Annotated in this window: 26 protein-coding genes; 8 read left to right on the top strand and 18 right to left on the bottom strand. The window is 69.2% G+C overall.

Going from position 1 to position 23,973, the window contains the following annotated elements; translation table 11 throughout:
• Positions 1–161: 161 nt before the first annotated feature.
• Entirely contained in the window at positions 162–1,445 is a 1,284-nt protein-coding gene (locus J4H91_RS01090) for an amidohydrolase family protein (protein ID WP_208044395.1), read from the bottom strand.
• A gap of 76 nt (positions 1,446–1,521) precedes the next feature.
• Here J4H91_RS01090 and J4H91_RS01095 point away from each other — a divergent pair, with 76 nt between their 5' ends.
• The 6 genes from J4H91_RS01095 (at position 1,522) to J4H91_RS01120 (ending at position 6,929) form a co-directional block, all read left to right on the top strand.
• Positions 1,522–2,292: a FadR/GntR family transcriptional regulator gene (locus J4H91_RS01095; RefSeq protein WP_208044396.1), complete on the top strand. Its 771-nt coding sequence runs from the start codon at positions 1,522–1,524 to the stop codon at positions 2,290–2,292.
• Between the two features lie 283 nt (positions 2,293–2,575).
• Positions 2,576–3,358, top strand: coding sequence for an ABC transporter ATP-binding protein (locus J4H91_RS01100; protein ID WP_208044397.1), 783 nt, complete (start codon positions 2,576–2,578; stop codon positions 3,356–3,358).
• Positions 3,359–3,360: 2 nt separating this feature from the next.
• Positions 3,361–4,221 carry an ABC transporter permease gene (locus J4H91_RS01105; RefSeq protein ID WP_208044398.1) on the top strand — a complete coding sequence of 287 codons (861 nt, stop codon included), beginning with the start codon at positions 3,361–3,363 and terminating at the stop codon, positions 4,219–4,221.
• Between the two features lie 52 nt (positions 4,222–4,273).
• Entirely contained in the window at positions 4,274–5,257 is a 984-nt protein-coding gene (locus J4H91_RS01110) for an ABC transporter substrate-binding protein (protein ID WP_208044399.1), read from the top strand.
• 113 nt (positions 5,258–5,370) lie between these two features.
• Entirely contained in the window at positions 5,371–6,186 is an 816-nt protein-coding gene (locus J4H91_RS01115; RefSeq protein ID WP_208044400.1) for a TIM barrel protein, read from the top strand.
• The gene (locus J4H91_RS01120) at positions 6,183–6,929 is read left to right on the top strand and encodes an SDR family NAD(P)-dependent oxidoreductase (RefSeq protein ID WP_208044401.1); all 747 of its coding nucleotides are present in this window, start codon (positions 6,183–6,185) and stop codon (positions 6,927–6,929) included. Before J4H91_RS01115 ends, J4H91_RS01120 begins: the two co-directional genes overlap by 4 nt.
• A 186-nt stretch (positions 6,930–7,115) precedes the next feature.
• Here J4H91_RS01120 and J4H91_RS01125 read toward each other — a convergent pair whose 3' ends face one another.
• From J4H91_RS01125 to J4H91_RS01140, 4 genes are read right to left on the bottom strand one after another with little or no spacing between them, the layout of a single operon-like run.
• Positions 7,116–7,391: a biotin/lipoyl-containing protein gene (locus J4H91_RS01125; RefSeq protein ID WP_208044402.1), complete on the bottom strand. Its 276-nt coding sequence runs from the start codon at positions 7,389–7,391 to the stop codon at positions 7,116–7,118.
• Positions 7,392–7,444: 53 nt separating this feature from the next.
• Entirely contained in the window at positions 7,445–8,434 is a 990-nt protein-coding gene (locus J4H91_RS01130) for an alpha-ketoacid dehydrogenase subunit beta (protein ID WP_208044403.1), read from the bottom strand.
• Positions 8,431–9,417, bottom strand: coding sequence for a thiamine pyrophosphate-dependent dehydrogenase E1 component subunit alpha (locus tag J4H91_RS01135; protein ID WP_208044404.1), 987 nt, complete (start codon positions 9,415–9,417; stop codon positions 8,431–8,433). Before J4H91_RS01135 ends, J4H91_RS01130 begins: the two co-directional genes overlap by 4 nt.
• A gap of 42 nt (positions 9,418–9,459) precedes the next feature.
• Positions 9,460–10,182, bottom strand: a complete 723-nt coding sequence (locus tag J4H91_RS01140; protein ID WP_208044405.1) for an SDR family NAD(P)-dependent oxidoreductase — start codon at positions 10,180–10,182, stop codon at positions 9,460–9,462.
• 102 nt (positions 10,183–10,284) lie between these two features.
• Here J4H91_RS01140 and J4H91_RS01145 point away from each other — a divergent pair, with 102 nt between their 5' ends.
• A complete protein-coding gene (locus tag J4H91_RS01145; protein ID WP_208044406.1) occupies positions 10,285–10,791 on the top strand; it encodes a VOC family protein in 507 nt (168 codons plus the stop codon).
• Between the two features lie 124 nt (positions 10,792–10,915).
• On the opposite strand, the gene J4H91_RS01150 is transcribed toward J4H91_RS01145, so the two are convergent.
• From J4H91_RS01150 to J4H91_RS01185, 8 genes are all read right to left on the bottom strand, one after another.
• A complete protein-coding gene (locus J4H91_RS01150) occupies positions 10,916–11,119 on the bottom strand; it encodes a hypothetical protein (RefSeq protein ID WP_208044407.1) in 204 nt (67 codons plus the stop codon).
• Positions 11,120–11,178: 59 nt separating this feature from the next.
• Complete coding sequence (locus J4H91_RS01155) at positions 11,179–11,865, bottom strand: DsbA family protein (protein ID WP_208044408.1); 687 nt, start codon at positions 11,863–11,865, stop codon at positions 11,179–11,181.
• A gap of 54 nt (positions 11,866–11,919) precedes the next feature.
• On the bottom strand, positions 11,920–12,855 hold the full coding sequence (locus J4H91_RS01160; protein ID WP_208044409.1) for a 4-(cytidine 5'-diphospho)-2-C-methyl-D-erythritol kinase: 936 nt from the start codon (positions 12,853–12,855) through the stop codon (positions 11,920–11,922).
• A 47-nt stretch (positions 12,856–12,902) separates the two neighbouring features.
• Complete coding sequence (gene rsmA / locus J4H91_RS01165) at positions 12,903–13,772, bottom strand: 16S rRNA (adenine(1518)-N(6)/adenine(1519)-N(6))-dimethyltransferase RsmA (protein ID WP_208044410.1); 870 nt, start codon at positions 13,770–13,772, stop codon at positions 12,903–12,905.
• Positions 13,765–14,703, bottom strand: coding sequence for a TatD family hydrolase (locus J4H91_RS01170; RefSeq protein WP_208044411.1), 939 nt, complete (start codon positions 14,701–14,703; stop codon positions 13,765–13,767). Before J4H91_RS01170 ends, rsmA begins: the two co-directional genes overlap by 8 nt.
• Positions 14,700–16,286, bottom strand: coding sequence for a methionine--tRNA ligase (gene metG / locus J4H91_RS01175; protein ID WP_208044412.1), 1,587 nt, complete (start codon positions 16,284–16,286; stop codon positions 14,700–14,702). Before metG ends, J4H91_RS01170 begins: the two co-directional genes overlap by 4 nt.
• A gap of 151 nt (positions 16,287–16,437) precedes the next feature.
• Complete coding sequence (locus J4H91_RS01180) at positions 16,438–17,040, bottom strand: DUF4304 domain-containing protein (protein ID WP_208044413.1); 603 nt, start codon at positions 17,038–17,040, stop codon at positions 16,438–16,440.
• 204 nt (positions 17,041–17,244) lie between these two features.
• Positions 17,245–17,721: an OsmC family protein gene (locus J4H91_RS01185; protein WP_208044414.1), complete on the bottom strand. Its 477-nt coding sequence runs from the start codon at positions 17,719–17,721 to the stop codon at positions 17,245–17,247.
• 48 nt (positions 17,722–17,769) lie between these two features.
• Between J4H91_RS01185 and J4H91_RS01190 the strand changes: the two genes are divergently transcribed.
• The gene (locus J4H91_RS01190; protein WP_208044415.1) at positions 17,770–19,122 is read left to right on the top strand and encodes an aminotransferase class III-fold pyridoxal phosphate-dependent enzyme; all 1,353 of its coding nucleotides are present in this window, start codon (positions 17,770–17,772) and stop codon (positions 19,120–19,122) included.
• A gap of 90 nt (positions 19,123–19,212) precedes the next feature.
• On the opposite strand, the gene J4H91_RS01195 is transcribed toward J4H91_RS01190, so the two are convergent.
• From J4H91_RS01195 to atpD, 5 genes are all read right to left on the bottom strand, one after another.
• The gene (locus J4H91_RS01195) at positions 19,213–20,052 is read right to left on the bottom strand and encodes a PP2C family protein-serine/threonine phosphatase (RefSeq protein WP_208044416.1); all 840 of its coding nucleotides are present in this window, start codon (positions 20,050–20,052) and stop codon (positions 19,213–19,215) included.
• Positions 20,053–20,235: 183 nt separating this feature from the next.
• Entirely contained in the window at positions 20,236–21,159 is a 924-nt protein-coding gene (locus J4H91_RS01200; protein WP_208044417.1) for a PfkB family carbohydrate kinase, read from the bottom strand.
• 52 nt (positions 21,160–21,211) lie between these two features.
• Complete coding sequence (locus J4H91_RS01205; RefSeq protein ID WP_208044418.1) at positions 21,212–22,000, bottom strand: peroxide stress protein YaaA; 789 nt, start codon at positions 21,998–22,000, stop codon at positions 21,212–21,214.
• Positions 22,001–22,228: 228 nt separating this feature from the next.
• Positions 22,229–22,489 (bottom strand): F0F1 ATP synthase subunit epsilon, encoded by a 261-nt coding sequence (locus J4H91_RS01210; protein ID WP_208044419.1) that lies wholly within the window; start codon positions 22,487–22,489, stop codon positions 22,229–22,231.
• A gap of 3 nt (positions 22,490–22,492) precedes the next feature.
• Entirely contained in the window at positions 22,493–23,956 is a 1,464-nt protein-coding gene (atpD, locus tag J4H91_RS01215) for a F0F1 ATP synthase subunit beta (protein WP_208044420.1), read from the bottom strand.
• Positions 23,957–23,973: the final 17 nt, after the last annotated feature.

Consider the following 23,973-nt stretch of genomic DNA (forward strand, 5'->3'; position numbering starts at 1 on the left):
GATCGGCAGGAGGGGCCGCTCGCTCAATCGGCAGGAGGGTCCGCTCGCTCCGCAGGAAAGCGGCTCCGCTTCCTCCTCAGCTCGGCAGTAGATGTTCGCAGATTTCGAGAAGAGAGCATCTACCGACCAGCGCAGAGTCTCCACCGCCGGACCGGCGAGCCTCAGCGAGCCGAGACCTCGGGCGCGAACTCGGTCTGCACGCGGGTGCGCGCGACCACGCGGCCGCGCGAGATCACGACGCGATCCTCGCTCGCCCTCCCCACAGCCTCCTCGAGATTCTCGGCGCGGATCGCGAGGAGGCTCGCCTCCGAGCCCGCCTCGACAGCGACGGGCTCGAGCCCCATGACCGACCGCGCCGAGGTGGACACGCGAGCGTACGCGTCGGCGACGCGGCGGTGCCCGGCGGCGACGAGCAGGGACGCGGTCTCCATCGGGTCGATGCGCCCCATGGGGTTGAAGGGATCCCGCCAGTTGTCGCCACCGCCCGCGACCACGACGCCGGCCTCGTCGAGCAGCGAGATGGCCGTGATCCCTCGCGGCACGCTCGCCTCGGGCCCGCGCCCCTGCAGGTAGAGGTTGGTCTGCGGCAGCGCGACCACTCCGATGCCGGCCTCGGCAACGCGCGCCGCGGTCTCGCGGATGTCTGGGAGCGGTTGCTCAGAGAGGCTGACGCAGTGCGAGGCGGTCACGCCCCCGGAGAACCCGGTCTCGATGACGCGCTCCGCGAGCAGCCGCAGCACCCGCGCGCCGGGGTCGAGGGTCTCGTCGACGTGCAGGTCGAGGCCGACCCCGGACCCGGCCGCGATCGCGAGCAGTTCGCGCAGGGATCCTTCACTGTCGCTCTCCAGGGTGGGCACGCCGCCGACGAGATCGGCGCCCGCCCGCAGGCTCTCGTCGAGCAGTGCCCGCGACACGGCCCCCTCCGTCCCGGCGACGGGGCCGGCGAGCGCGACGACCTGCAGGTCGATCACCCCGCGCAGCTGCTCCCGCAGCTCGACGAGCACCTTGACGCTGCGGGCGCCGATGCCCTCGCGGCAGTCGATGTGGGTGCGCACGGCGGTGTATCCGTGGGCCACCGCCTGGCGGATCGCCTCACGGGCGCGGCGCTCGGTATCGACCGCGTCCATCGAGCCGTAGGCGGCGATGATCGCCGTGATCGCCCCGTCGAGGTCCTCGCTCTCGTTGCGCACCCGAGCGCCGAGCAGCGCCTTGTCAAGGTGGGCGTGCGGTTCGGCCGGAGCAGGCAGCAGCACGTAGCCGTCGAGGTCGAGCTGCTGCGCGGAGAGCGGCCCGGGGTCCGGGTCGACGCCGGGCGCAGCGGTGTGCATGGACCCCGGCTCCCCCACGCGAACGATGCGCCCGGCTGCGATATCGATATCGCGACGCCCGAGACCGGGGACGAATGCGTTCCGCAGAGTCAACGACGATGCTTGGTCAGATGTCATACTAGTAAGGGTATCTGCCCCGGCCCCTCGCTGCACATATAGTTTGGGGAAGCAGTACCCATAAGGAGTTGGTGATATGAATGCCCTCAGCACGCCCGGTACCGGCCCCGCCCCAGGGCTCGGAAACGGCGGTCTCTCCGCCGTCTCGCGAGTGAGCCCGACGCAACAGGTGCAGAACCAGTTGCTCGCGGCGATCAACGGCGGCGAGTACCCCCCGGGGAGCAAACTCCCCTCGGAGCGCATGCTCTGCGAGGCCTTCGGCGTCAGCCGTGTGAGCGTGCGCGAAGCGCTCGCCGGACTCGTCGCCACCGGACTCATCGAAGTGCGACAGGGGCAGGGCGCGTTCGTGCGAGCCCGCATCGCGGACAAGTACGCGGGCCCCTTCGGCCTGTACATCGCGGCGAACCGCGGCGAGCTCGCCGAACTCCTCAGCGTGCGAGGAGCACTCGACGGACTCGCGGCGGCCGAGACCACGCAACGACTCACCGACGAGGGCCGCGCCTCCATCGAGGCATGCCACCGCGCCTTCACCGAGGCGGCCGAGAGCGGCGCCGACCCGAAGACCCTCACCGAGCTCGACGTGGCCTTCCATCAGGCGATCGCGGCGGCGGGCGGCGGAGAGCTGCTGCCGACGCTGCTGCAGCAGTTGAACTCGCTACTGGTCGAGTCTCGGCACATCCTCTATGCGCGCGAGGGCCAGCCCATTCGATCCCTCGCGGATCATCAGGGCATCCTCGACGCCATCATCTCCGGCGACTCGGCGACCGCCCAGCAGCGCGCCACCGAGCACGCGTGGAAGATGCGGGCCTGGGTCGAGGCCTTCGAGACCGCGGACCAACCGGCCTGACACCCGCGCCGACCACTCACGGCGCACTCCAGACTTCCCGAGCAGGGGCCGGACCCCTCCCCTCGGAAGCGAGCACACCGGCCCCGCGGGGGATCCGCGCAATGACGCGCGGATCCCCCGCGGGGCCTTCGCATGCTCCGAAAAACCGCTGCGATCAGGCATCCACCCAGCCCGATCGGCACTTCGTAACAATTTCAGCCCGGGTTGTTCCGTTCGCAACATTCACCTGGTAAGTTGTCACACAAGTTGAATCGCCGTTGATCAGCAAGGAGCCGTCAGAATTATGCAAGATACCGCAGAACGGGCCGCACACGGGACCGGTGCCGCTGAACCGTTCGACCGCATCCGGGTCGAAGGCGCGAGCAAGGTCTACCCCAACGGCACGGTGGCGCTGTCGCCGGTCGACCTCAACATCAGGGATCGCGAGTTCGTCTCGCTCCTCGGCCCATCGGGTTGCGGGAAGTCGACGCTGCTGCGCGTCATCGCCGGCCTCATCGACCCGAGCGAGGGCGATGTGAAGATCAACGGCGACGCGCAGCGCGCCTTCGTCTTCCAGGATCCGACCATGCTGCCCTGGCGCAATGTCGAGAAGAACGCCAGGCTCCTGCTCGAGCTCGAGAACATCCCGCGCGAGGAGCGGGAGCGCCGAGTCTCCGATGCGCTCGAACTGGTCGGCCTCGCCGGATTCGAGAAGTCGTATCCCCGCGGCCTCTCGGGAGGCATGCGCATGCGCCTTTCGCTCGCCCGCGCCCTCGCGCTCCAGCCCGAGCTCTTCCTCATGGATGAGCCGTTCTCGGCCCTCGACGAGATCACCCGTGAGGTCATGCAACTCGAGCTGCTGCGCATCTGGCAGGAGCGCGGCTTCACCTCGGTGTTCGTCACCCACAACCTGTTCGAGGCGGTGTTCCTGTCGCACCGCGTCGTCGTGATGTCGCCGCGGCCGGGCCGCATCGTGAAGGTGTTCGACATTCCGTTCGAGTATCCGCGCAAGGAGGAGCTGCGGGCGGACCCCGAGTTCCAGGCGCTCTGCCAGGAGATCTCGGACTGCCTTCGGGAGGTATCGTAACCATGACCGCGACCACGAACATCAACCTGATCAGCAAGCCCGGTCAGAAGGTCAAGCCGCAGCAGCAGAACCGTCTGCGCAGGTTCGTCTTCAACGCGGGGCCTCCCGTGCTCGTCTTCATCCTCTTCATCGCGCTGTGGTGGGTCGTCTCGGCGACCATCTACGCCGACCGCAACTACCTGCTCCCCCGCCCGCCCGCCGTGATCAAGGCCATGGTCGACAACTGGTCGCTCATCGCCGAGGGCACGTGGATCACCTTCACCTCCGCGGTGACCGGCTTCGCGCTCGCGATCGTGCTCGGCATGCTGGGCGCCGTCATCATGTCGCTGAGCAAGGGCCTCGAACGCAGCTTCTACCCCTACGCGGTGCTGCTGCAGACGGTGCCGATCGTGGCGGTCGCCCCCGTCATCGTGCTGTGGTTCGGTTACAACCAGAACTCCGTGATCGTCATCGCGTTCATGATCGCGGTGTTCCCGATCCTGAACAACACGATGCTCGGCCTCGCGAGCGCCGATCGCAACCAGATCGACCTGTTCCGCATGCACCGCGCGAACAAGATCACCGAGTTCACGAAGCTCCGCTTCCCCGGCGCCCTGCCGAACATCTTCGCCGGTCTGCGCATCTCTGCGGGCATGTCGGTCATCGGCGCGATCGTCGGCGAGTTCATCATCGGCTCCGGCGGCGAGAAGGGCGGCCTCGGCGTGAAGGTCATCTTCGCGCAGGCCCGCCTGCAGACCGACCTGCTGTTCGCCGAGGTCATCGCGGCGACGCTGCTCGGCTTCGTCTTCTTCATGGTCGTCAGCTGGATCGGCAACCTCTCGCTCCGCTCTTGGCACGAGTCCGCACTGAAAGCCGACGCCTGATCCCTCATCCTCCGAACTCCTCTACCCCGTTCTTCGAAGGGAACACACGGAAATGAACAGAAAAACAGTCATCGCCGGATTCGCCGGCATCGCAGCGCTGGCGCTGACCCTCACGGGCTGCGCCGGCGGCGACAGCGGCTCCGGTGGCGGTGAGGGATCGAGCAAGGAGGCCACGATCCTCACCAACTGGTTCGCGCAGGCCGAGCAGGGCGGCTACTGGGCCGCCGAGGCCGAGGGCCTCGCCGAGGCCGAGGGGGTCGACCTCACGGTCACCCAGGGCGGCCCGGGCATCCAGACGATCCCCCAGGTCGCGGCCGGAGAGGCCGACTTCGGGGTTGGCAACGCCGACGAGGTGCTCGTCGCGATCGACAGCGGCCTCCCGATCGTCGCGGTCGCGGCGGGCCCGGCGAAGAACCTGCAGTGCATGGCCTACCACGAGAGCACCGGCATCAAGGGCTTCGAGGATCTCAACGGCCACACGGTGGCACGCGTGCCGAGCCCCTACTGGGACTACATCCGCGATTCGTTCAAGCTCGATGACGTGAACGAGATCAACATCGGCGACCTCGCGAGCTTCCAGAACGACCAGAACATGGTCACCCAGTGCTTCCTCACGTCCGAGCCGTTCATCATCGAGAAGATGGGCATGACCGACGTGGGCTTCCTCTCGGTCGCCGACGACGGCGGCTACAACGCCTATCAGAATCTGCTCTTCACGACGAAGAGGTTCGCCGACGAGAACCCCGAGACCGTGCAGGCCGTCGTCGACGCCAGCGTCGAGGGCTGGAAGGCGATGCTCGAGGATCCGACCGCGACGAAGGAGCTCATCCTGAAGACGAACTCCGACGGCGACCCCGAGGTGTTCGACTACACGGTCGACCTCTTCAAGACCGATGAGTCGCTGCTCGGCGGCGACGAGGTCGGCCAGATGACCGACGAGCGATGGGAGGAGCTGAGCAAGCAGCTCATCAGCATCGGTCTGCTCTCCGAGGACTTCGACGTGAGCAAGGCCTACACGACCGAGTTCCTGAAGTAGAAGGCCGGAAGACCCATCGACGGGCAAGGGGCGGGCTGCTCGGATTGTCGGGCGGCCCGCCCCTCGGTGTTTCATGCCGCACCTCCCCGGCACCGCAACAGAAAGGAGCGCACATGCTCTGGTCGATATCCATCCAGCTGATGTGGGATCGGCTGCCCTTCCCCGACCGCGTACGCGCGGTCGCCGCCTCGGGCTTCGATCTCGTGGACCTGTGGGACTGGCGGAACAGCGACATCGACGCCGTGCACGCCGCCTGCCTGGAGACGGGCATCGGCGTCAACGGCTTCTTCGGCACGCGCGATACGGCGCTGTGCGATCCCGCGGAGCGCACCGACGTGCTCGACGAGATCAAGCGCAACCTCGACGTCGCCGTGCGCGTCGGGGCCAGACAGCTGCACGTGTTCTCGAACGCGATCCTGCCCGGCGGCGTCGTGCGGCCGGGCCCCGACCTCGATGCCGCACAACTGCTCGACGTATGCGCCGAACGGCTCACCGAGGCCGCCGACGTCGTGGCGGGCAGCGGCGTGCAGATCGTGCTCGAGCACCTCAACACCGTGTTCCTACCCGGTTATCTGTGGGACGACGTGCGCATCACCGCCGAGCTCGTGGGGCGCATCGACAGGCCCGCGGAGGTCGGCGGCGTCTTCGATACCTTCCACCAGCAGCTCACCCACGGCCGGCTCACCGACGCCCTGATCGAGACGCTCCCCCGGCTCAGCCGCATCGACCTCGCACAGGTTCCCGGTCGATTCGAACCAGGCAGCGGCGAGATCGACCTCGGCTTCCTGCTCGAGACCGCGCGGAACCGCGGTTGGGACGGCACGGTGACCTTCGAGTGCGTGCCGAGCAACGGGAACCCCGAGACGGCGATCGCGGCTGTGCGATCCCTCATCCAGAGATTCGAGAACGGTCAGGAGGACCAGAGATGAACCAGCCCTTGCCACTGCAGGATCGCGTCGCGATCATCACGGGCGCGGGGTCGCGCGGCGGACAGGGAGAGGCCGAGGCGCGCCTCTTCGCGGAGAACGGCGCCCGCGTCGTCATCGCAGACCTGCCCGGTTCGGAGGGCGCCGCGATCGCGGCCGAACTCGGCGACCGCGGGCTCTTCGTCGATCTCGACGTCACGTCGGAGGAGGCATGGACCGCCTGCGTCGCCCACGTCGCGGAGCACTGGGCCCACCCCGACATCCTCGTGAACAACGCGGGCGTGTGGCTGGCGAAGCGGCTCGAGGAGACGAGCGCCGCCGAGTTCCGTCGAGTCGTCGAGATCAACGAGACCGGCACCTTCCTCGGCATGGCCGCCGTGGTCGAGGGCATGAAGGAGCGACGCTCGGGCGCCATCGTGAACATCTGCTCGGTCGCAGGCATGAAGGGCGGCGGGCAGCCGTTCGCATACGCGGCGAGCAAGTGGGCCGTGCGCGGTATGACGCGCGTCGCCGCCTACGACCTCGCCCCGTTCGGCATCCGGGTGAACTCGATCAGCCCGGGCGTCGTCGCCACTCCGATGATCGGCGGCGGCCCGGAAGAGCTCGAGCGCCTCGCCTCGTTCATCCCCTCGGGGCGGGTGGCCGAGCCTCGCGAGATCGCCACCGTGGCGCTCTTCCTCGCGAGCGATGCGAGCAGCTACGTCTCGGGTATCGAGGTCACCGCTGACGCCGCGCTGACCGCCTGACGGCCGTCCTCGCCGGCTGACTACTCCCGTTCCGGCCGAGCACACCCGTACTGTTCGGGTGTGCTCGGCCGGAACGGGAGTAGTCGTTTCTGCGCGGCCGCGGACAGCGCCAGGCGGAACCGGCGGAGCACACACGAGAACCCCCGCGCCCATGGGCGCGGGGGTTCTCGTATCAGGGGCCGGGGATCAGGCCTGCGAGGCCCTGTAGGCGTCGTAGTCGGCCTGATCGTCGGCGATCACGAGCACGTCGACACCGCACTCGACGTCATCGCCCTCATCGGCGAGGAGCGCTGCGATGACGCCGTCGGCCGGGCTCTCGAAGTCGATGTCGATCTTGTCGGTCGAGACGGAGGCGATGATGTCGCCCTCCTTCACCGCGTCGCCGGGCGACACGGTCCACTCGTTGATCTGTCCGCTTTCCATCGTGACGCCCCACTTGGGCATCGGGTACGTAGTCGCCACTGTTCTCTCCTTCTCGAAGTTCTTATGGTTTCGCTGATCGAGCGAGCGGGTTCTTACGAGCCCTCGACCACCGCGCGCACCTCGCGCACGATGTCGTCGACTCCGGGCAGCACGGTCTGCTCCAGGATCGGCGCGTACGGGATCGGTGCGTTCTGGGCGCCGATCCGGGAGACCGGCGCCTTGAGATCGCCGTAGCACTCCTTCGCCGCCCAGGCCGCGATCTCGCCGCCGAAGCCGCCGCGCAGCGGCGCCTCATGGGCGATGAGCAGCCTGCCCGTCTTCTCGACCGAGGCCTTCAGCCCCTCGTAGTCGAAGGGGTTGAGGGTGCGCGGATCCCACACCTCGCAGCTGATGCCCTCTTCCGCCAGCTTCTCTGCGGCCTCGAGCGAGTGATGCAGGGTGCGCAGGTAGGAGACGATCGTGATGTCGGTGCCCTCGCGGTGCACGCGGCCCTTACCGAACGGGAGCGGGTCGATCGGCACGACGTCGCCGGCGGGGCCGCCGCGACCTCCGTAGAGCAGCTTGTGCTCGAAGAAGATGACCGGATCGGGGTCCTGGATGGCAGCGCGCAGCAGGCCCTTCGCGTCCTCTGGCGTCGACGGCGCCACGACCTTGAGGCCGGGCACGTGCGTGAACCACGCCTCGAGGCTCTGGGAGTGCTGGGCCGACGTCGATCCGCCGGTGCCCGTGACCATGCGCACCACCATCGGCACCGACAGATTGCCGCCGGTCATGTAGTGCAGCTTGGCCGCCTGGTTCACGATCATGTCCATCGCGTAGGTCACGAAGTCGCTGAACATGATCTCGGCGATCGGCTTCGCGCCCACCATCGCAGCTCCGACCGCTGCGCCGACGATCGCCTCCTCCGAGATCGGGGTGTCCCAGAGCTGGTGAGGGCCGTGAGCATCCCACAGGCCCTTCGTCACGCCGAAGACTCCGCCGGGTGCACCGACGTCCTCGCCGATCATGAAGACGTCGGAATCCGCGTCCATCTCCTCGGAGATCGCCTGGCGGATCGCATCTGCGTAGGTGAAGCGGATCATCGCAGCGCCTTCCCTTCGTAATCGTTGACAAACACGTCCTCGGTCGATTCGGTCGGCACGGGGTGCGGCTGCTCCTCGGCCCAGGCCGCGGCGTCGTCGAGCTGCTGTTCGACCGCGGCGCGCACCTCCTCGATCCGCTCGTCGGAGATTCCTCGCTCGCTCAGCACCGCGATGTAGAGATCGATGGGATCCCTCGCCATCCAGTGCTCGACCTCCTCCTTGGGCCGGTACTTCGCCATGTCGCCCTCGAAGTGGCCGCGGTGGCGGTAGGTCTTCGCCTCGAGCAGCGTGGGGCCCTCGCCGGCGCGCGCACGGGCGGCGGCCTCGGCTGCGACCTCGGCCACGGCCTCGACGTCGTTGCCGTCGACGACGACACCGGTCATGCCGTAGCTGTCGGCCCGGTCGGCCACGTCGGTGATCACCTGGTGCTGGTCCTGCCGGGTGAACTCGCCGTAGAGGTTGTTCTCGCAGACGAACAGCACCGGCAGCTTCCACAGCGCGGCCAGGTTGAGGCTCTCGTGGAAGCTGCCCTCGTTGCTGGCGCCGTCGCCGAAGAAGGTGACCGCGAGACCGTCGCTCTCCTTGCGCTTGAACTGCAGGGCCGCACCCGTCGCGAGCGGGATACCGCCGCCGACGATGCCGTTCGCGCCGAGGAAGCCGAGGGCCGTGTCGATCATGTGGAGGGATCCGCCCTTGCCGCGGTTGTACCCGGTCGTGCGGGCGAAGAGCTCCGCGTACATACGGGCCGGGTCGGCGCCGCGGGCGAGCATGTGCCCGTGACCGCGGTGGGTCGACGTGAGCACGTCGTTGCTCTGCAGGGCGTCGCAGACGCCGACGGCCACCGCCTCCTGCCCGATGTAGGGGTGGAGGAAGCCGGGGATGAGGCCCTTGGCACGCAGACGCGCTGACTTCTCCTCGAATCTCCGGATGAGGATCAGCTGGCGCAGAAGCTCCAGCTGTTCTTCTTGCGTTCGGTCAGTCATCACTGCTCCTTCGTGAACGTGCGTACAAGACGGTCCCGCCTCTCACGCCATCGAGTAGCCGCCGTCGACCATCATCGCGCTGCCCAGCACGAACGAGGACTCGTCCGAGAGCAGGAAGGCGACGCCGGCGGCGATCTCGGACGGCTCTGCGTAGCGTCCGATCGGGTGGCGTTCGAGGAAGTGGTCGCGGCCGACGCGGCTGGCGTCGATCTCGCGCATCATCGGGGTCATGGTGCCTCCGGGGCAGATGCAGTTACTGCGGATGCCGCGCGAGCCGTACTCGGCTGCGATCGACCGGGTGAACTGCAGCACCGCACCCTTGGCCGCGGCGTAGGAGGCGAGCTCGGGGGCCGCGCCCACGGCGGCCGTGGACCCGAAGGTCACGATGCTGCCGCCCCCGGCTTCGAGCATGCGAGGGATCACGAAGCGCGTCGCGAGGAAGGTGCCGACGAGACTCACGTCGACGACCTTGCGCAATTCGTCGACCGTCAGCTCGTGGGTGGGCTTCGAGACCTGGATACCCGCGGTGGCGACGAGGCCGTCGATGTCTCCGACCGCGTCGACGGCGGCCTGGAAGACGCCGTCGACGCTCTGCTCGTCGGTGACGTCGCAGGTGCCGCGGAACTCGGCGCCCGACTCCTTCGGCTCGACCATGTCGACGGCCAGCACGCGGCAGCCCTCCTCGACGAGGCGGCTCACGATCGCAGCGCCGATGCCTCCGGCCGCTCCCGTCACCAGCACACGTTTTCCAGAAAGTCCGCGCATTTCGCCTCCTCGACGCCCATGTCCTATAGTCATCATACATGTGACAGGTTGGCGATTGGAAGGGGCGCTCGGGAAACTGGAATGACGAACACGAGGAGCGACATGACGAACCGCATCGAGCGCGGCGGCGAACCCCTGCGCACCGAACCCCGCTATCGCGTCGATCATCTCGGCCTCGCGGTGCCCGACCTCGACGAGGCGGTCGGGTTCTTCGCGGCGCACCTCGACGCCGAGGTGGTCTTCCGCCTCGACCGCTTCATCGACGAGAGCGGCGAGGCCCCGGCGCGGCTCGGCGCCGATCCCTCGGCGAGTTTCGCGCTCGCGATGCTGCGCATCGGCGACGCCGAGATCGAGCTGCTGCAGTGGTGGCCGGCGCTCGACGGCGCGGACGATGGTACGAACGCGCCGAACAGGGTCGGCGCGGCGCATCTCGCGCTCTCCGTCGCAGATGTCGCCGAGGCCTACGAGCGGCTCTGCGCCGTGCCCGGAGTGCGGCGGCTCGGCTCACCCGTGACGTTCTCGGGCGATCCCACCGACGGCCTCACCAACGCCTTCGTCGCGACGCCATGGGGCCTGCTCATCGAGCTGATGGGGTGGCCGAGAGGCTGAATCTCCGCCGGGTGAGCGCACCCCTCCGCTGGTTGAGCGAGGAGCCTGCGACGAGTCGAACCCGAGGCCCGCGCTCAGGTCCCAACGATGAGTCGACGTATCGAAGCCCAGGGCGCCGCGGCGCTCAGGCGCTGCAGCAGCTCCCGCCGCAGCACGACCCTCCGGCCCCCGCGTCGCCCAGCAGGTTCAGGATCTCGCGGGTCTCCGCGTCGGCGAACGACGCCGCGCCCCCGAAGCCGGCCTCCTCGCCGAGCTCGGCCGCCCCAGCGGCCTCGGCGATCCTCTCTCCGGCCTCCTCGACCACCGTCGTCTCCCGTTTCTCGCTCATGACGCTCCTTCTGCTCCGTGTCCGTTCTCGACGAGGGACCCCTCCCCCGCTCCGGATCCCTATGCCGTTGCGGCCCCGGCGGCCTCGGCCTCGCGCAGCCCGAGCACCTGCTCGAACGCCCCGGCGAAAGCATCGGCCGTCTGCGCACCCGAGACGCCGTATTTCTGATCGATCAGGAAGAACGGAACGCCGGTGACACCGAGCATACGCGCCCGCGTGATGTCGGCCTCGACGGCGGAGCCGAGCTCGTCGTCGTCGAGCGCGGCGCGCACGGCATCGGGGTCGAGACCCGCCTCGGCGCCCAGCCTGGCGAGGGTGTCGGGATCCGACATGTCCTCGCCCTCGGCGAAGTAGGCGCGGAAAAGCCGCTCCTGCACCGCCTGCTGCACGCCCTCGCGCTTCGCGAGGTGCAGCACGCGATGAGCCCGGGCGGTGTTGGCGTGCTTCACCCGGTCGAAGTCGAACTCGATCCCCTCCGAGGCGGCGAGCGCGGTCATCTGCCCGAGCATCTGCTCCACCTGCGCGGCTGGCATGCCCTTGTGGCGCACGAGGAAGTCGACCTCGCTGCCCGCGAAGTCGAGCGGGGTGTCGGGCGCGAGCTCGTAGCTGTGGCTCTCGACCTCGAACTCGACATCGGGGCGGCGCTTGCGCAGCGCGGCGACGCCCGCTTCGAAGCGGTGCTTGCCGATGTAGCACCAGGGGCAGGCGATATCCGACCAGATGTCGACGCGGATCTTCTCGTTCACACCGAGTGCAGCGCTCGCGGTCCCCGCGCTATTCCCGCACATTCGCGGCGATGCTCAGGCCTGGTCGATGACCCGCGCTCCAGGCACGGGCCCCGTCGCGGTGAGCGCGCGCACGCCGGCCCTGCACAGCGCGCTCCGCAGTTCGGCGGCCTGCAACGCGTCGTCGACGAGGAACGCGACGGTGGGGCCCGAGCCCGAGACGATCCCCGCTCGCGCGCCGTGCGACTCCCCGAACTCGAGCATCTCGATGAGTTCGGGGGCGAGCTTGAGGGCGGCGGCCTGCAGGTCGTTGTGCATCGATTCGGCGAGGGATCCCGCGTCGCCGACGCGCACCGCCTGCAGCACGGCGGTGTCGACCTTCACGAGGTCGGGCTGCGGCCCGAGCGCACCGGCGTTCGCGTCGCGGTGGCGGTCGAGGGCGCGGTAGACGACGGGGGTGCTGAGGCCTGCGTCGGAGAGCGCGAGCACCCAGTGGAAGGTGCCCTTGGCGAGCGCGGGGCTGAGCTCGTCGCCGCGTCCGGTGCCGACGGCGGTGCCGCCCTCGAGCGCGAACGGCACGTCGGCTCCGAGCTCGGCGGCGATGGGCAGCAGACCCGCTCGGCCGAGTCCGGTGCCCCAGAGTTCGTCGCAGGCGAGCAGCGTCGCGGCGGCATCCGCCGATCCGCCGCCCATGCCGCCTGCGATCGGCACGCGCTTGAGCACCGTCAGTTCGACGCCTCCCGAGTGCCCGGTGCGCTCGGCGAGCGTGCGAGCGGCGCGCATGGCGAGGTTGGTCTCGTCGGTCGGCAGCGAGCTCGAGTCGATGGGTCCGGTGAAGCGCAGCGAGAAGTCCGCGGCTTCCGTTGCCGTGACCTCTTCGAACAGGGAGACGGCCTGGTAGAGCGACGCGACTTCGTGGTAGCCGTCAGCCTGCAGAGCTCCGACGCGGAAGAACACGTTGATCTTTCCGGGAGCGCGCACGGTGACCGTTCGTCGCTGCTTCGTCCCCATGACTCATACGCTATCGCAACCCGGCATCCGAGAACGTGAACGGCGTGTCAGTCGCGCGCGGCCGCGCGGGCGATCGCCAGGTACTGCTCGATGCCGAGCTGCTCGGCGCGCAGGGTGGGCTCGACGCCCGCCTCCCGAAGCACCGCAACGGCCTCGTCGGTCGATCCGAGCACGGGTTGCAGCGACTGCCGCAGCATCTTGCGGCGCTGCGCGAAGGCCGCGTTCACGAGTTCGAAGGTGAGGGATCGCTCGGCCTCGTCGCCGCGCGGCGCGTCGCGGCGCTCGTAGCCGACGAGCACCGAATCGACACCGGGCACGGGCCAGAAGATGCGGCGGCTCACGTTGCCCGCGATGCGCCATTCGCCGTACCAGGCGGCCTTCGCGCTGGGCGCCCCGTACTCCTTGGAGCCCGGAGCCGCGGCGATGCGGTAGCCGACCTCGGCCTGCACCATGACGAGCCCGCGCTCGAGGCCGGGGATGAGTTCGAGCAGGTGCATGAGGATCGGCACCGACACGTTGTAGGGCAGGTTCGCGACGAGCACGGTCGGCGGCTCCCCCAGCATCTCGCCCGTCACGTCGAGCGCGTCGCTGCGCACCACGCGGAAGCGCCGCTCGGCACCGGGCTGCATCGCGCGCACGGTGGCGGGCAGTTCGGCCGCGAGCCGGTGGTCGATCTCGACCGCGGTCACGTCGGCGCCGGTCTCCAGGATTCCGAGGGTGAGGGATCCGAGGCCCGGACCCACCTCGATGACGCGGTCGTCGACCTCCACACCCGCGAGCCGGACGATCTTGCGCACGGTGTTGGGGTCGATCACGAAGTTCTGGCCGAGCTTCTTGGTCGGCGAGACGTCGAGCCGTTCGGCGAGTTCGCGCACCTCGGCCGGTCCGAGCAGCCCGCTCGAGTCGCCGTCACTCATCGCCGTCGTCCCAGGCGCCGTAGACGCGCTCCGTGTTTGCCGCGAGGCGGGCGCACAGCTCGTCGAGAGGCGCGTCGAGGGTCTCGGCCATGCGGCGCACGGTGTGCGGCATGAGGTACGGCGCGTTGGGGCGACCGCGGAAGGGCTCGGGGGTGAGGAACGGGGCGTCGGTCTCGACGAGCACGAGTTCGGGTTTCGCGACGGCGAGCGCCTCGCGCAGGGCGGGGGCGTTCTTGAAGGTCGCGGTACCCGAGAACGACATGTACCACCCGTGCTCGTTGCAGATGCGCGCGAGTTCCGCGTCGCCCGAGAAGCAGTGGAAGACGGTGCGTTCGGGGGCGCCCACCCGCTTCAGCGTCGCGACGACGGCGTCGTGCGCGTCACGATCGTGGATCTGCAGTGCGATGCCGTTGGCCTTCGCGATATCGATGTGCGCTTCGAACGACTCGATCTGGGCCTCGCGCCCGTCCTCTCCGGTTCGGAAGAAATCGAGCCCCGTCTCACCGACGGCCCGCACGCGCGGCTGCGCTGCGAGCCGGGAGATCTCGGAGAGGTGCGCGCTCAGCAGCCCCTGTGCGAAGAGCTTGGGCGCCTCGTTGGGGTGCAGGGCGACCGCCGCGAGCACGCGCGGGTCGCTCTCGGCGAGCGCGGCGCCCCACCTGCTCGTCTCGAGGTCGGTGCCGACCTGCACGACGCCGCGCACGCCGACGGCCGCCGCGCGATCGAGCGATTCGACGGGGTCGAGCTGGTCCACGCCGTCCTCGAACTCGAGGTGGGTGTGGTTGTCGTAGAGCGCGACGGGCAGCGGTTCGGGGCTCGCGGGGCGGGTGAGGTCGCGCTTGGCCGATCCCTCGCCGCTCGCACCGTCGGTGTTGCGCCTCCTCAGCCCGCCGGCCGGCGCCTTACCGTCGCGCGGTGCGTCAGAGCTCACTTGCTCTCCGTCTCGATGCGGGGGAAGAGCACGTCGAGCCGCTGCTGCGCAGTGCCCGCCGGGAGGCGGCCCCAGGAGCCGGCCTCGCGGATCGGCTGGTCGGCGAGCGCGCCGAGCACAGCCTCGGCTCCGAGCGCGGTCCACAGCTTCGCCGCGGCGACGGGGATCACCGGGGAGAGCAGCTCGGCGAGGGCGCGAAGCCCCTCGGTGGCGGTGTAGAGCACGGCCGCGAGGCGGGGGCGCTGCTCTGGATCCTTCGCGAGGGACCAGGGCTGCTGCTCCTGCACGTAGCCGTTGAGGGCGTCGACGAGCTCCCAGATCGCGGCGATCGCCTCGTGGATCGCGAAGGCGTCGATCTTCTCGTCCGCGCGACGCGCGACGCTCTCGGCGAGCTCGCGGATGGCGATGTCGGCGGGCTGCTCGGCCCCGGCGGAGGCCTCGGGGACCACGCCGTCGAAGTACTTCGCATTCATCGCGAGCACGCGGCTCGCGAGGTTGCCGAAGCCGTTGGCGAGCTCGGCCTGGTAGCGGGCGGAGAGGTCCTCCCAGCTGAACGAGCCGTCGTGCCCGAACGAGATCGCGCGCATGAAGTAGTAGCGGAACGCGTCGGAGCCGAAGGTGTCGGTGATCTCGTTCGGCGCGATGCCCGTGAGCTTCGACTTCGACATCTTCTCGCCGCCGACCAGCAGCCAGCCGTGCGCGAAGACGTGCTCGGGCACCTCGAGGCCGGCGGCCATGAGCATGGCGGGCCAGATGACGGCGTGGAAGCGCAGGATGTCCTTGCCCACGATGTGGTTGGCCGGCCAGCGGCGCGCGAACTCCTCGGCGTTCGAGCCGTAACCGGTCGCCGTCACGTAGTTCAGCAGGGCGTCGAACCAGACGTAGGTGACGTGCGACGAATCCCACGGGATCGGGATGCCCCAGTCGAACGAGGTACGCGAGATCGAGAGGTCTTCGAGGCCCTGCTGCACGAACGCGACGACCTCGTTGCGCGCGCTCGCGGGCTGCACGAAGTCGGGCCGCTCCTCGTAGAGGGCGAGCAGACGGTCCTGGAACGCGCTCATCTTGAAGAAGTAGTTCTTCTCCTGGAGCAGTTCGAGCGGCTTCGAGTGGATCGCGCAGACCTTCTCGCCCTCGAAGGCGCCCTCGCCGTCGACGATCTCGCTCTTCGGCTTGAACTCCTCGCAGCCGACGCAGTAGAGCGCCTCGAACTCGCCCGCGTAGACGTGCCCGTCGTCGTAGAGCTTCTGCAGGAACTTCGCAACGCCCTCCTCGTGGCGGGCGTCGGTGGTGCGGATGAAGTCGTCGTTCGAGATGTCGATCGTGTCGAGCAGCGGCTTCCACGCCGACTCGACGAGGCGGTCGGCCCATTCCTTGGGCGCGACGCCGTTGGCGGTCGCGGTGCGCAGGATCTTCTGGCCGTGCTCGTCGGTGCCCGTGAGGAACCAGGTGTCATCGCCGGCCTGACGGTGCCAGCGCGCGAGCACGTCGGCCGCCACCTCCGTGTACGCGTGCCCGATGTGCGGGGCGTCGTTCACGTAGAAGATGGGCGTGGTGAGGAAGAACTGCTGGCGTTCGGGCATGGCCTCCATTGTATTGGGAACCGCCGACACTCCAGGACCGCGTTACGGGCCGCCCCCTCGGGAGGAACAGCGGAGACGCCGCCTCGGCCCGATGGCGTATCTGATCATTGTCTCGTCCACGCGATGGCTGCGTGGATGAGGACGTCGGCGCTCAGCTGTCGAGGATCGCCCGCAGGTCGTCACGCAGCGCGGTGGCGCGCTCGGGCACCTCCGGCAGCGCCACCTCGGCGATGCGCCGGGCCAGCGCGCCGTCGCCGACGAGCTGCGCGACGCGCGCCCACGTGCGCATGTGTCCGGGGTGCACCGGATGCTCCGGCATCCGCTTCGCCGCCCGGTGGAAGCCGCCGGGGTACTCGCTGAGCGGGCCGAAGAACACGTCGGCCTGGCGTCGCCACTCCGAGACGAGGAAGGAAACCGACTCGGATGCCTCCTCGGGAGTGCTGCCGTAGGCGAACTCAGCGTCGGAGCTATTGCGGAAGCCCGAGAAGATCGATCCGCGCCAGGCGCAGTCGTAGTCGCGCACGGTGTCCGCCGCGACGGCCGTCGTGCCGGAGAGCTCGTCAAGGGCGAGCAGGTGCGCGCCCAGATTGATCTGGAAGACGTTCCGGCGCGGCAGGTGCTGCACCTCGACGACGTGCACGACGGGGCCGACGAGCGCCCGGCGGGCGATGTCCCCCGCGCGGGTGAAGCCCTCGGCCACGAGCTGCGGGTAGAACTGCCTGCGCAGCTCGGCATTGATCGTCTTGCGGTCCACGGACCGATTCTATGGGCAGGGCTCCGGACGCGTGTCGACGGTGCATCCAGATTTCGACGGAGCCGGGCAGAGGCGCGCGTCCCCGGGAACATGAAGACCTCGTGCCATCCACGCTCTTTCTAGCGGGTACCGAGGGCCGTGATGCGGGATCGAGGGGAGAAATCACCGCCTCTCACACGAGAGCCCGGTGTCGACCAGCTCGGTTCACTCCGCATTCACTATCAGGATCTCCGGCTCGTGCCGCACTGGGAAGTTCACCGAGTTCGCGATGAAGCAGTGCTCTCGGGCCTCGGCGTGCGCGGTCCGGGCCGCATCGACCATCGAGGGCTCCGCCACCGTCACGCGCGGTCTCAGCACGACCTCGGTGAAGCGTCCTCCCAGCCCTTCCTGCTTCAGCGTTCCGACGGCGTCGTCCTCGTAGGCCGCGACCACGACACCCGCGCGCACGGCCATGTGCAGGTACGAGAGCATGTGGCACTCCGCCAGGGCCGCGATGAGCAGTTCCTCGGGGTTCCAGCGGTCGCGGTCGCCGTGGAACGCGCGCGCGGCCGATCCCTCGATATCGCTCTTGCCCTCCCCCGAGATCGTCAGCTGCCTGCCGTAGTCGCGGTAGCCGCTCGTGCCCGACCCGCGGTTGCCCTGCCACTCGATCCGGGCCTCGAAGACGTGTTCATCGCGCATGCGCCCAGCGTAACGCCCCCCTCACCCGCCGGGAGTAAGATCGAGCGTATGAGCCAAGCCACTGTCACCGAAGCCAGCATCCCCCAGGAACGTCTCGTCGTCACCGAGATCCCCGGACCCCGCTCACGGGAGCTGCACGCCAGGCGACAGGCGGTCGTGCCTCCCGGGGTGCACAGCGTGCTCCCCGTCTACATCGAGCGCGCCCACGACTCCGTGCTGGTCGACGTCGACGGCAACCGGATCATCGACGTCTGCGGCGGCATCGGCGTCACGACGATCGGCCACACCGACGACGCCGTCGTCGAAGCCGCCCGCGAGCAGCTGGGCAGGGTCACCCACACGCTCTTCACCATGACGCCCTACGAGCCCTATGTGCGCGTCGCCGAGTTCCTCGCGCAGCACGTTCCCGGTTCCACCCCCGAGAGCCCCTACAAGACCCTGCTCATGAACTCGGGCGCCGAAGCGGTCGAGAACGGCGTCAAGATCGCCCGCAAGCACACCGGCCGCCCCGGCGTGGCCGTGCTCGAGCACGCCTACCACGGCCGCACCATGCTGACGAGCAGCATGAACTTCAAGGGCGCACCCTACGCTCAGGGCTACGGCCCGCGCGCCGGCGACATCTACAAGGCCCCCAACTCCTACCCGCTGCACGACGGACTCACCGGCCCCGAGGCCGCGGCGCGCACCATCAAGTACCTCGAGAAGGTCGCGGGGGCCGAGGATCTCGCGTGCCTCGTCGTCGAGCCCATCCAGGGCGAGGGCGGCTTCATCGTGCCCGCCGACGGCTACCTGCCCGCGCTCGCCGAGTGGTGCCGCGCGAACGGCATCGTGTTCATCGCCGACGAGGTGCAGGCCGGCATGGCCCGCACCGGCACCGTCTTCTCCATCGAGCAGTTCGGCGTCGAGCCCGACATCGTGCTCTCGGCGAAGGGCATCGCGGGCGGGCTCCCCCTCGCGGGCATCACCGGCCGCGCCGAGATCATGGACAAGTCGCAGCCCGGCGGCCTCGGCGGCACCTTCGGCGGCAACCCGGTGTCGTGCGCCGCAGCGGTCGCCGTCTTCGAGCAGATCGAGCAGCAGGGCCTGCTGACCGAGGCGAAGCGCATCGAGGCGACCTTCGGCTCGGCGCTGCGCCGCCTCGCCGAGAAGCACGAGAGCATCGCCGAGGTGCGCGGCAAGGGCGCGATGCTCGCGATCGAGTTCGTCAAGCCCGGCACCCTGGAGCCCGACACCGAGCTCGTGACGCACGTCATCGACTTCGCAGCGCAGCGCGGCGTGCTGCTGCTCTCGAGCGGCGTCTACAACCAGGCGATCCGCTTCCTGCCCTCGCTCAAGATGACCGATGCGCTCATCGAGGACGTCGTGAGCGTGCTCGATGAGGCGCTCAGCGCGCGCGCGTAGCGCGGCGTTCTCGGCCGACCGGCGGTGAGGGGTCCCTCTCCGCCGGTCGGGCGGGGCGCACTGAGACGACGGGAGGGATCCCTCGCGGATTCAGGCCCCGTCGAGTTCGATGCCAGCCGCTTCGATGCTGCCGGTGTCGATCACATCGCCGACGGCGTGCACGTCGATGACGATGACCGTGACGTTGTCGCGCCCCATGTTCTCGAGCGCCTCGTGCACGAGGGTGCGCGCAGCGGCCTCCGCCGTCGGCTGCGTGGCGAGGAAGTGCTGGATGCCGATATCGGTGAGCTCCTTGGTGAGCCCGTCGGAGCAGATCAGCAGCCTCTGACCGGGGATCAGAGCGAGCGAGGTGTAGTCGGGGATCGGCGCCTCGTTGAAGCCGACGGCGCGCGTGATCACGTTGGCGTGCGGATGCACCTCCGCCTCCTCCTCGGTGATCGCACCGGTGTCGATGAGGTGCTGCACGACCGAGTGGTCGACCGTGATCTGGCTGAGCGCGCCCTTGAAGTACTGGTAGACGCGGGAGTCGCCGATGTTGAAGACCCGCCACGTCGGGGCATCGGCGCAGCTGTCGATACTGACACCGGTCACGGTGGTGCCCGCCCCGAGCTCGGTCTCGCCCGCATCGAGTTCGATGTCGTCGACGGCGTCGCCGAGCACCGCGTCGATGTCGGCCTGAGAGACGCTTTCGCGCCCGCCGAGTTCGGCGAGGCGCCGCACCACGGCGGCCGAGGCGATCTCGCCTGCGGAGTGACCGCCCATGCCGTCGGCGACCGCGAAGATCGGGGGCGACACGACATAGCTGTCCTGGTTGGTCTCGCGCCGTCGGCCGACATCGGTGAGCGCGAACCACGAGAGTTCGATCTCGAGGTCGCAGTCGGGACGGTAGCGCAGGCGCCTGCGTGCCGCGTTCGTGCCGCGTTCCGTCATCGCTTCCTTTCCAGAGACGTCCGTGCAATCCTACCCCGAACCGCGAGCCGTCTCGTTCCATCGGCGCCTATGCGACGGCTTTCGCGGGGTCGCCCTCGGCCCGATGGTCGGCGCCCCGGGCCCGCCGCGGTCGGGTGCCCATCGCAGCGCGGCACCGTACCGGCCCCCACCGCGGCACGGGGCTCAGCCCATCGGCGCATGCGCTCGCATGAACTCCTCGACCTCGGTCCGCTCGGCATAGGAGGGCTGCGCCCCCATGCGCTGCACGGCCACGGCCGACACGGCGGTCGCGAAGCCGACGGCCCGCCGCAGTCCCTTCCCCGCCGCCAGTTCGGCCGCGAGCGCGCCCACGAAGGCGTCGCCGGCCCCGGTGGTGTCCACGGCGCGCACGCGATAGGCGGGGGTTTCGCTGCAGCCCTCGTCGTCGAGCACGAGCGCTCCGTGCTCGCCGAGCGTGATCACGACGGACCGCGCACCGGCGTCGCGCAGCCCCTCCGCGAGCGCGCGGAAGTCGGATCCCTCCCCCGCCCCGAGCACGTCCCGTGCCTCGTGCTCGTTCACGACGAGCGGATCGCAGAGCCGCAGGGTATCGGGATCGAGGCGCACCGAGGGCGCCGCATTGAACAGCACGCGCGCGCCGCTCGCGTCGCCGATGCGTGCGGCCTCGACCGCGGTGGCGAGCGGGATCTCGAGGCTGATCACGACGACCTTCGCGGCGCCGAGCACCCCGCTCGCGCCGCGCAGCCGTTCCACGGTCATCTCGGCGTTGGCGCCCGGGGAGACCACGATGGAGTTCTCACCGTCGGGCGTGACGAAGATCACGGCTGTGCCGCTCGGACGCTCCACGATCACGAGTGAATCGGTTCGCACGCCGGCTGCGGCGAGTCGCTCGCGCAGAAACTCGCCGTTGCCGTCGCGGCCCACGCACCCGAGGAATGAGACGTTCGCGCCCGATCGGGCCGCCGCTGCGGCCTGGTTCGCCCCCTTGCCGCCGGGGAGCGTGCGCAGTTCGCCGCCGAGCAGGGTCTCTCCCCCACCCGGCCGGCGCGGCACCTCGACCACCAGGTCGGCATTGGCGCTCCCCACGACCACCACGTCACTGCGCACGATGCTCCTCCTCCGGCTGCGACACTACGGTTCATCCTGGCACGGAGCGGCGTCAAGCCGAGTCGGCTGCTGCGGCCGGAGCTCCCAGGTCGGTGACGAGCGTGATGGTGCGCGCGTCCTCGTCGCAGTCCATCTCGAGACCCTCGGAGCGGGCCCAGGCGAGCAGCCCCGCGGGGTCTGAGATATTCGCGAGGGATCGGGCGAGGCGCCGCACGAGATCGCCCTTCGCGGCCTTGTTGAAGTGGTTGAGTGCACGCGTGCGACCGTCCTTCCCGCGCTGCACCACATGCAGGAACCACCCCACGCCGTCCGGCAACGGCGCGAGCGCGGCGTAGTCCTGCGAGCGCAGGTCGAGCACGAAGGCGTCGCCGTCCCATTCGAGGGCCGAATGGGCCTCGCTCCAGATGCGCTTGAGCGGCGCGCCGAGGCCTGGTAGCCGTGACCCTGCGGAGAGGCGGTAGGCGGGGATCGGGTCGCCCGCTGCCACGAGGCCGAAGAGCGCCGACTGCACCGCGGCGTGCTCGTCGAGCCAGGCTCGCGCCTCCGAAGTCAGCGTACCGACGTCGAGCGCGTCGTACAGCACCCCGGTGTAGCGTTCGATCGCCGCCATCGTGCCGCTCGTCTCGAGTTCGAGGTTGTGCGCGAGCTCGCCGCGGTTCTTCACCCCGAGCTTCAGCGCCTTCGCCGCCGCGTCCTCCTCACCGCTGCTGAGCTCGACGAGCGCGGTGCGCACGCGCTCGCGGGCCTCCGCGAGTGCTCCGTGCGCGCGCAGCTTATTCGGGGCGAGAGATCCCTCACCTCCGACGCGCTTCGTCTCAGACGGGGGCAGCAGAAGCAGCACTGGACGTCCTTTCGGTGGGCATGCATTCGAGAGCGGGCGGGGTGGGCGCCGCGGGCTTTCGCCCTTCTGCGATCGAGGAGTATGCGACATCTGCATACTCCGTGAGCGCAGTGTCGAGCGGAAGATCGTGGCGCCCGCCCCGCCCGCGGCCGACTGTCTGCAGGCGAGCCCCGCAGACGCCGAAGGCCGGGGCCCGTGAGGTACCCCGGCCTTCGCCGCATAAGGGAACTAGGCCGCGATCGCTGCCCTTCCCGCCACGATGGTGACGGTGTCGTGGTCGACCGAGAGGAAGCCTCCCTCTGCGTCGACCGTGATCTTCTCACCGTCGGCGGTGGTCACCCGCACCTCGCCCTGCGCCAGCAGTGCGAGCAGCGGTTCGTGACCACCGAGGATGCCGATCTCGCCCTCGACCGTCTTCGCGACGATCTGGGAGGCGGTACCCGCCCAGACCTCGCTGTCGGCCGAGACGACACTCACGTTGAGCGCCATGGCTTAGGCCAGTTCCTTCTGCATCTTGGCCCAGTTCTCCTCGACGTCGGAGATGCCGCCGACGTTGAAGAAGGCCTGCTCCGCGACATGGTCGAACTCGCCCTTGCAGATCGCGTCGAACGACTCGATCGTCTCGGTGAGCGGAACCGTCGAGCCCTCGACACCGGTGAACTTCTTCGCCATGTAGGTGTTCTGCGAGAGGAACTGCTGGATGCGGCGTGCGCGCGCCACGGTGATCTTGTCCTCTTCGGAGAGCTCGTCGACACCGAGGATCGCGATGATCTCCTGCAGCTCCTTGTTCTTCTGCAGGATCGCCTTGACGGTGGTCGCCACGCGGTAGTGGTCCTCGCCCAAGTAGCGGGGGTCCATGATGCGCGAGCTCGAGGTCAGCGGATCGATCGCGGGGTACAGACCCTTCGAGGCGATCTCGCGCGACAGCTCGGTGGTCGCGTCGAGGTGCGCGAAGGTGGTCGCCGGGGCCGGGTCGGTGTAGTCGTCGGCGGGCACGTAGATGGCCTGCAGCGACGTGATCGAGTGGCCGCGGGTCGAGGTGATGCGCTCCTGGAGGATGCCCATCTCGTCGGCGAGGTTCGGCTGGTAGCCCACGGCGGAGGGCATGCGGCCGAGCAGCGTCGACACCTCGGAGCCGGCCTGCGTGAAGCGGAAGATGTTGTCGATGAAGAGCAGCACGTCCTGCTTCTGCACATCGCGGAAGTACTCCGCCATGGTCAGCGCCGAGAGGGCGACGCGGAGACGCGTTCCCGGGGGCTCGTCCATCTGGCCGAACACGAGAGCGGTCTTGTCGAAGACGCCCGCCTCGTCCATCTCGTGGATGAGGTCGTTGCCCTCACGGGTGCGCTCGCCCACACCGGCGAACACCGAGACGCCGCCGTGATCCTGCGCCACGCGCTGGATCATCTCCTGGATCAGAACGGTCTTGCCCACGCCGGCGCCGCCGAAGAGGCCGATCTTACCGCCCTGCACGTAGGGGGTGAGGAGATCGATCGACTTGATGCCGGTCTCGAAGAGCTGGGTCTTCGACTCGAGCTGATCGAAGGCCGGGGGCGTGCGATGGATGCTCCAGCGCTCGTTCACCTCGATGGTCTCGCCCTCGGGGAGGTTGAGCACGTTTCCGGTGACGTCGAACACCTTGCCCTTGGTGACGTCGCCGACGGGAACGGTGATCGAATCACCGGTGTCGACGACCTCCTGGCCGCGCACGAGGCCGTCGGTGGGCTTCAGCGCGATGGCGCGGACGAGGTTGTCGCCCAGGTGCTGCGCGACCTCGAGCACGAGCGTGAAGGGCTCGGCGCCCTCGCCCATGTTCACGGTGGTCTCGAGAGCGTTGTAGACGGCGGGGATCGCGTCGTGCGGGAACTCGATGTCGACGACGGGGCCGGTCACTCGAGCGATCCGCCCGACAACCTTCGTTGCGGCCTCAGTCGCCACTGCGGCGGTTTCGGTCATGTTTCTCTCTCTTCGTG

Origin of the sequence: Leucobacter ruminantium (assembly GCF_017565705.1) — a bacterium.
GTDB classification, from domain to species: domain Bacteria; phylum Actinomycetota; class Actinomycetes; order Actinomycetales; family Microbacteriaceae; genus Leucobacter; species Leucobacter ruminantium.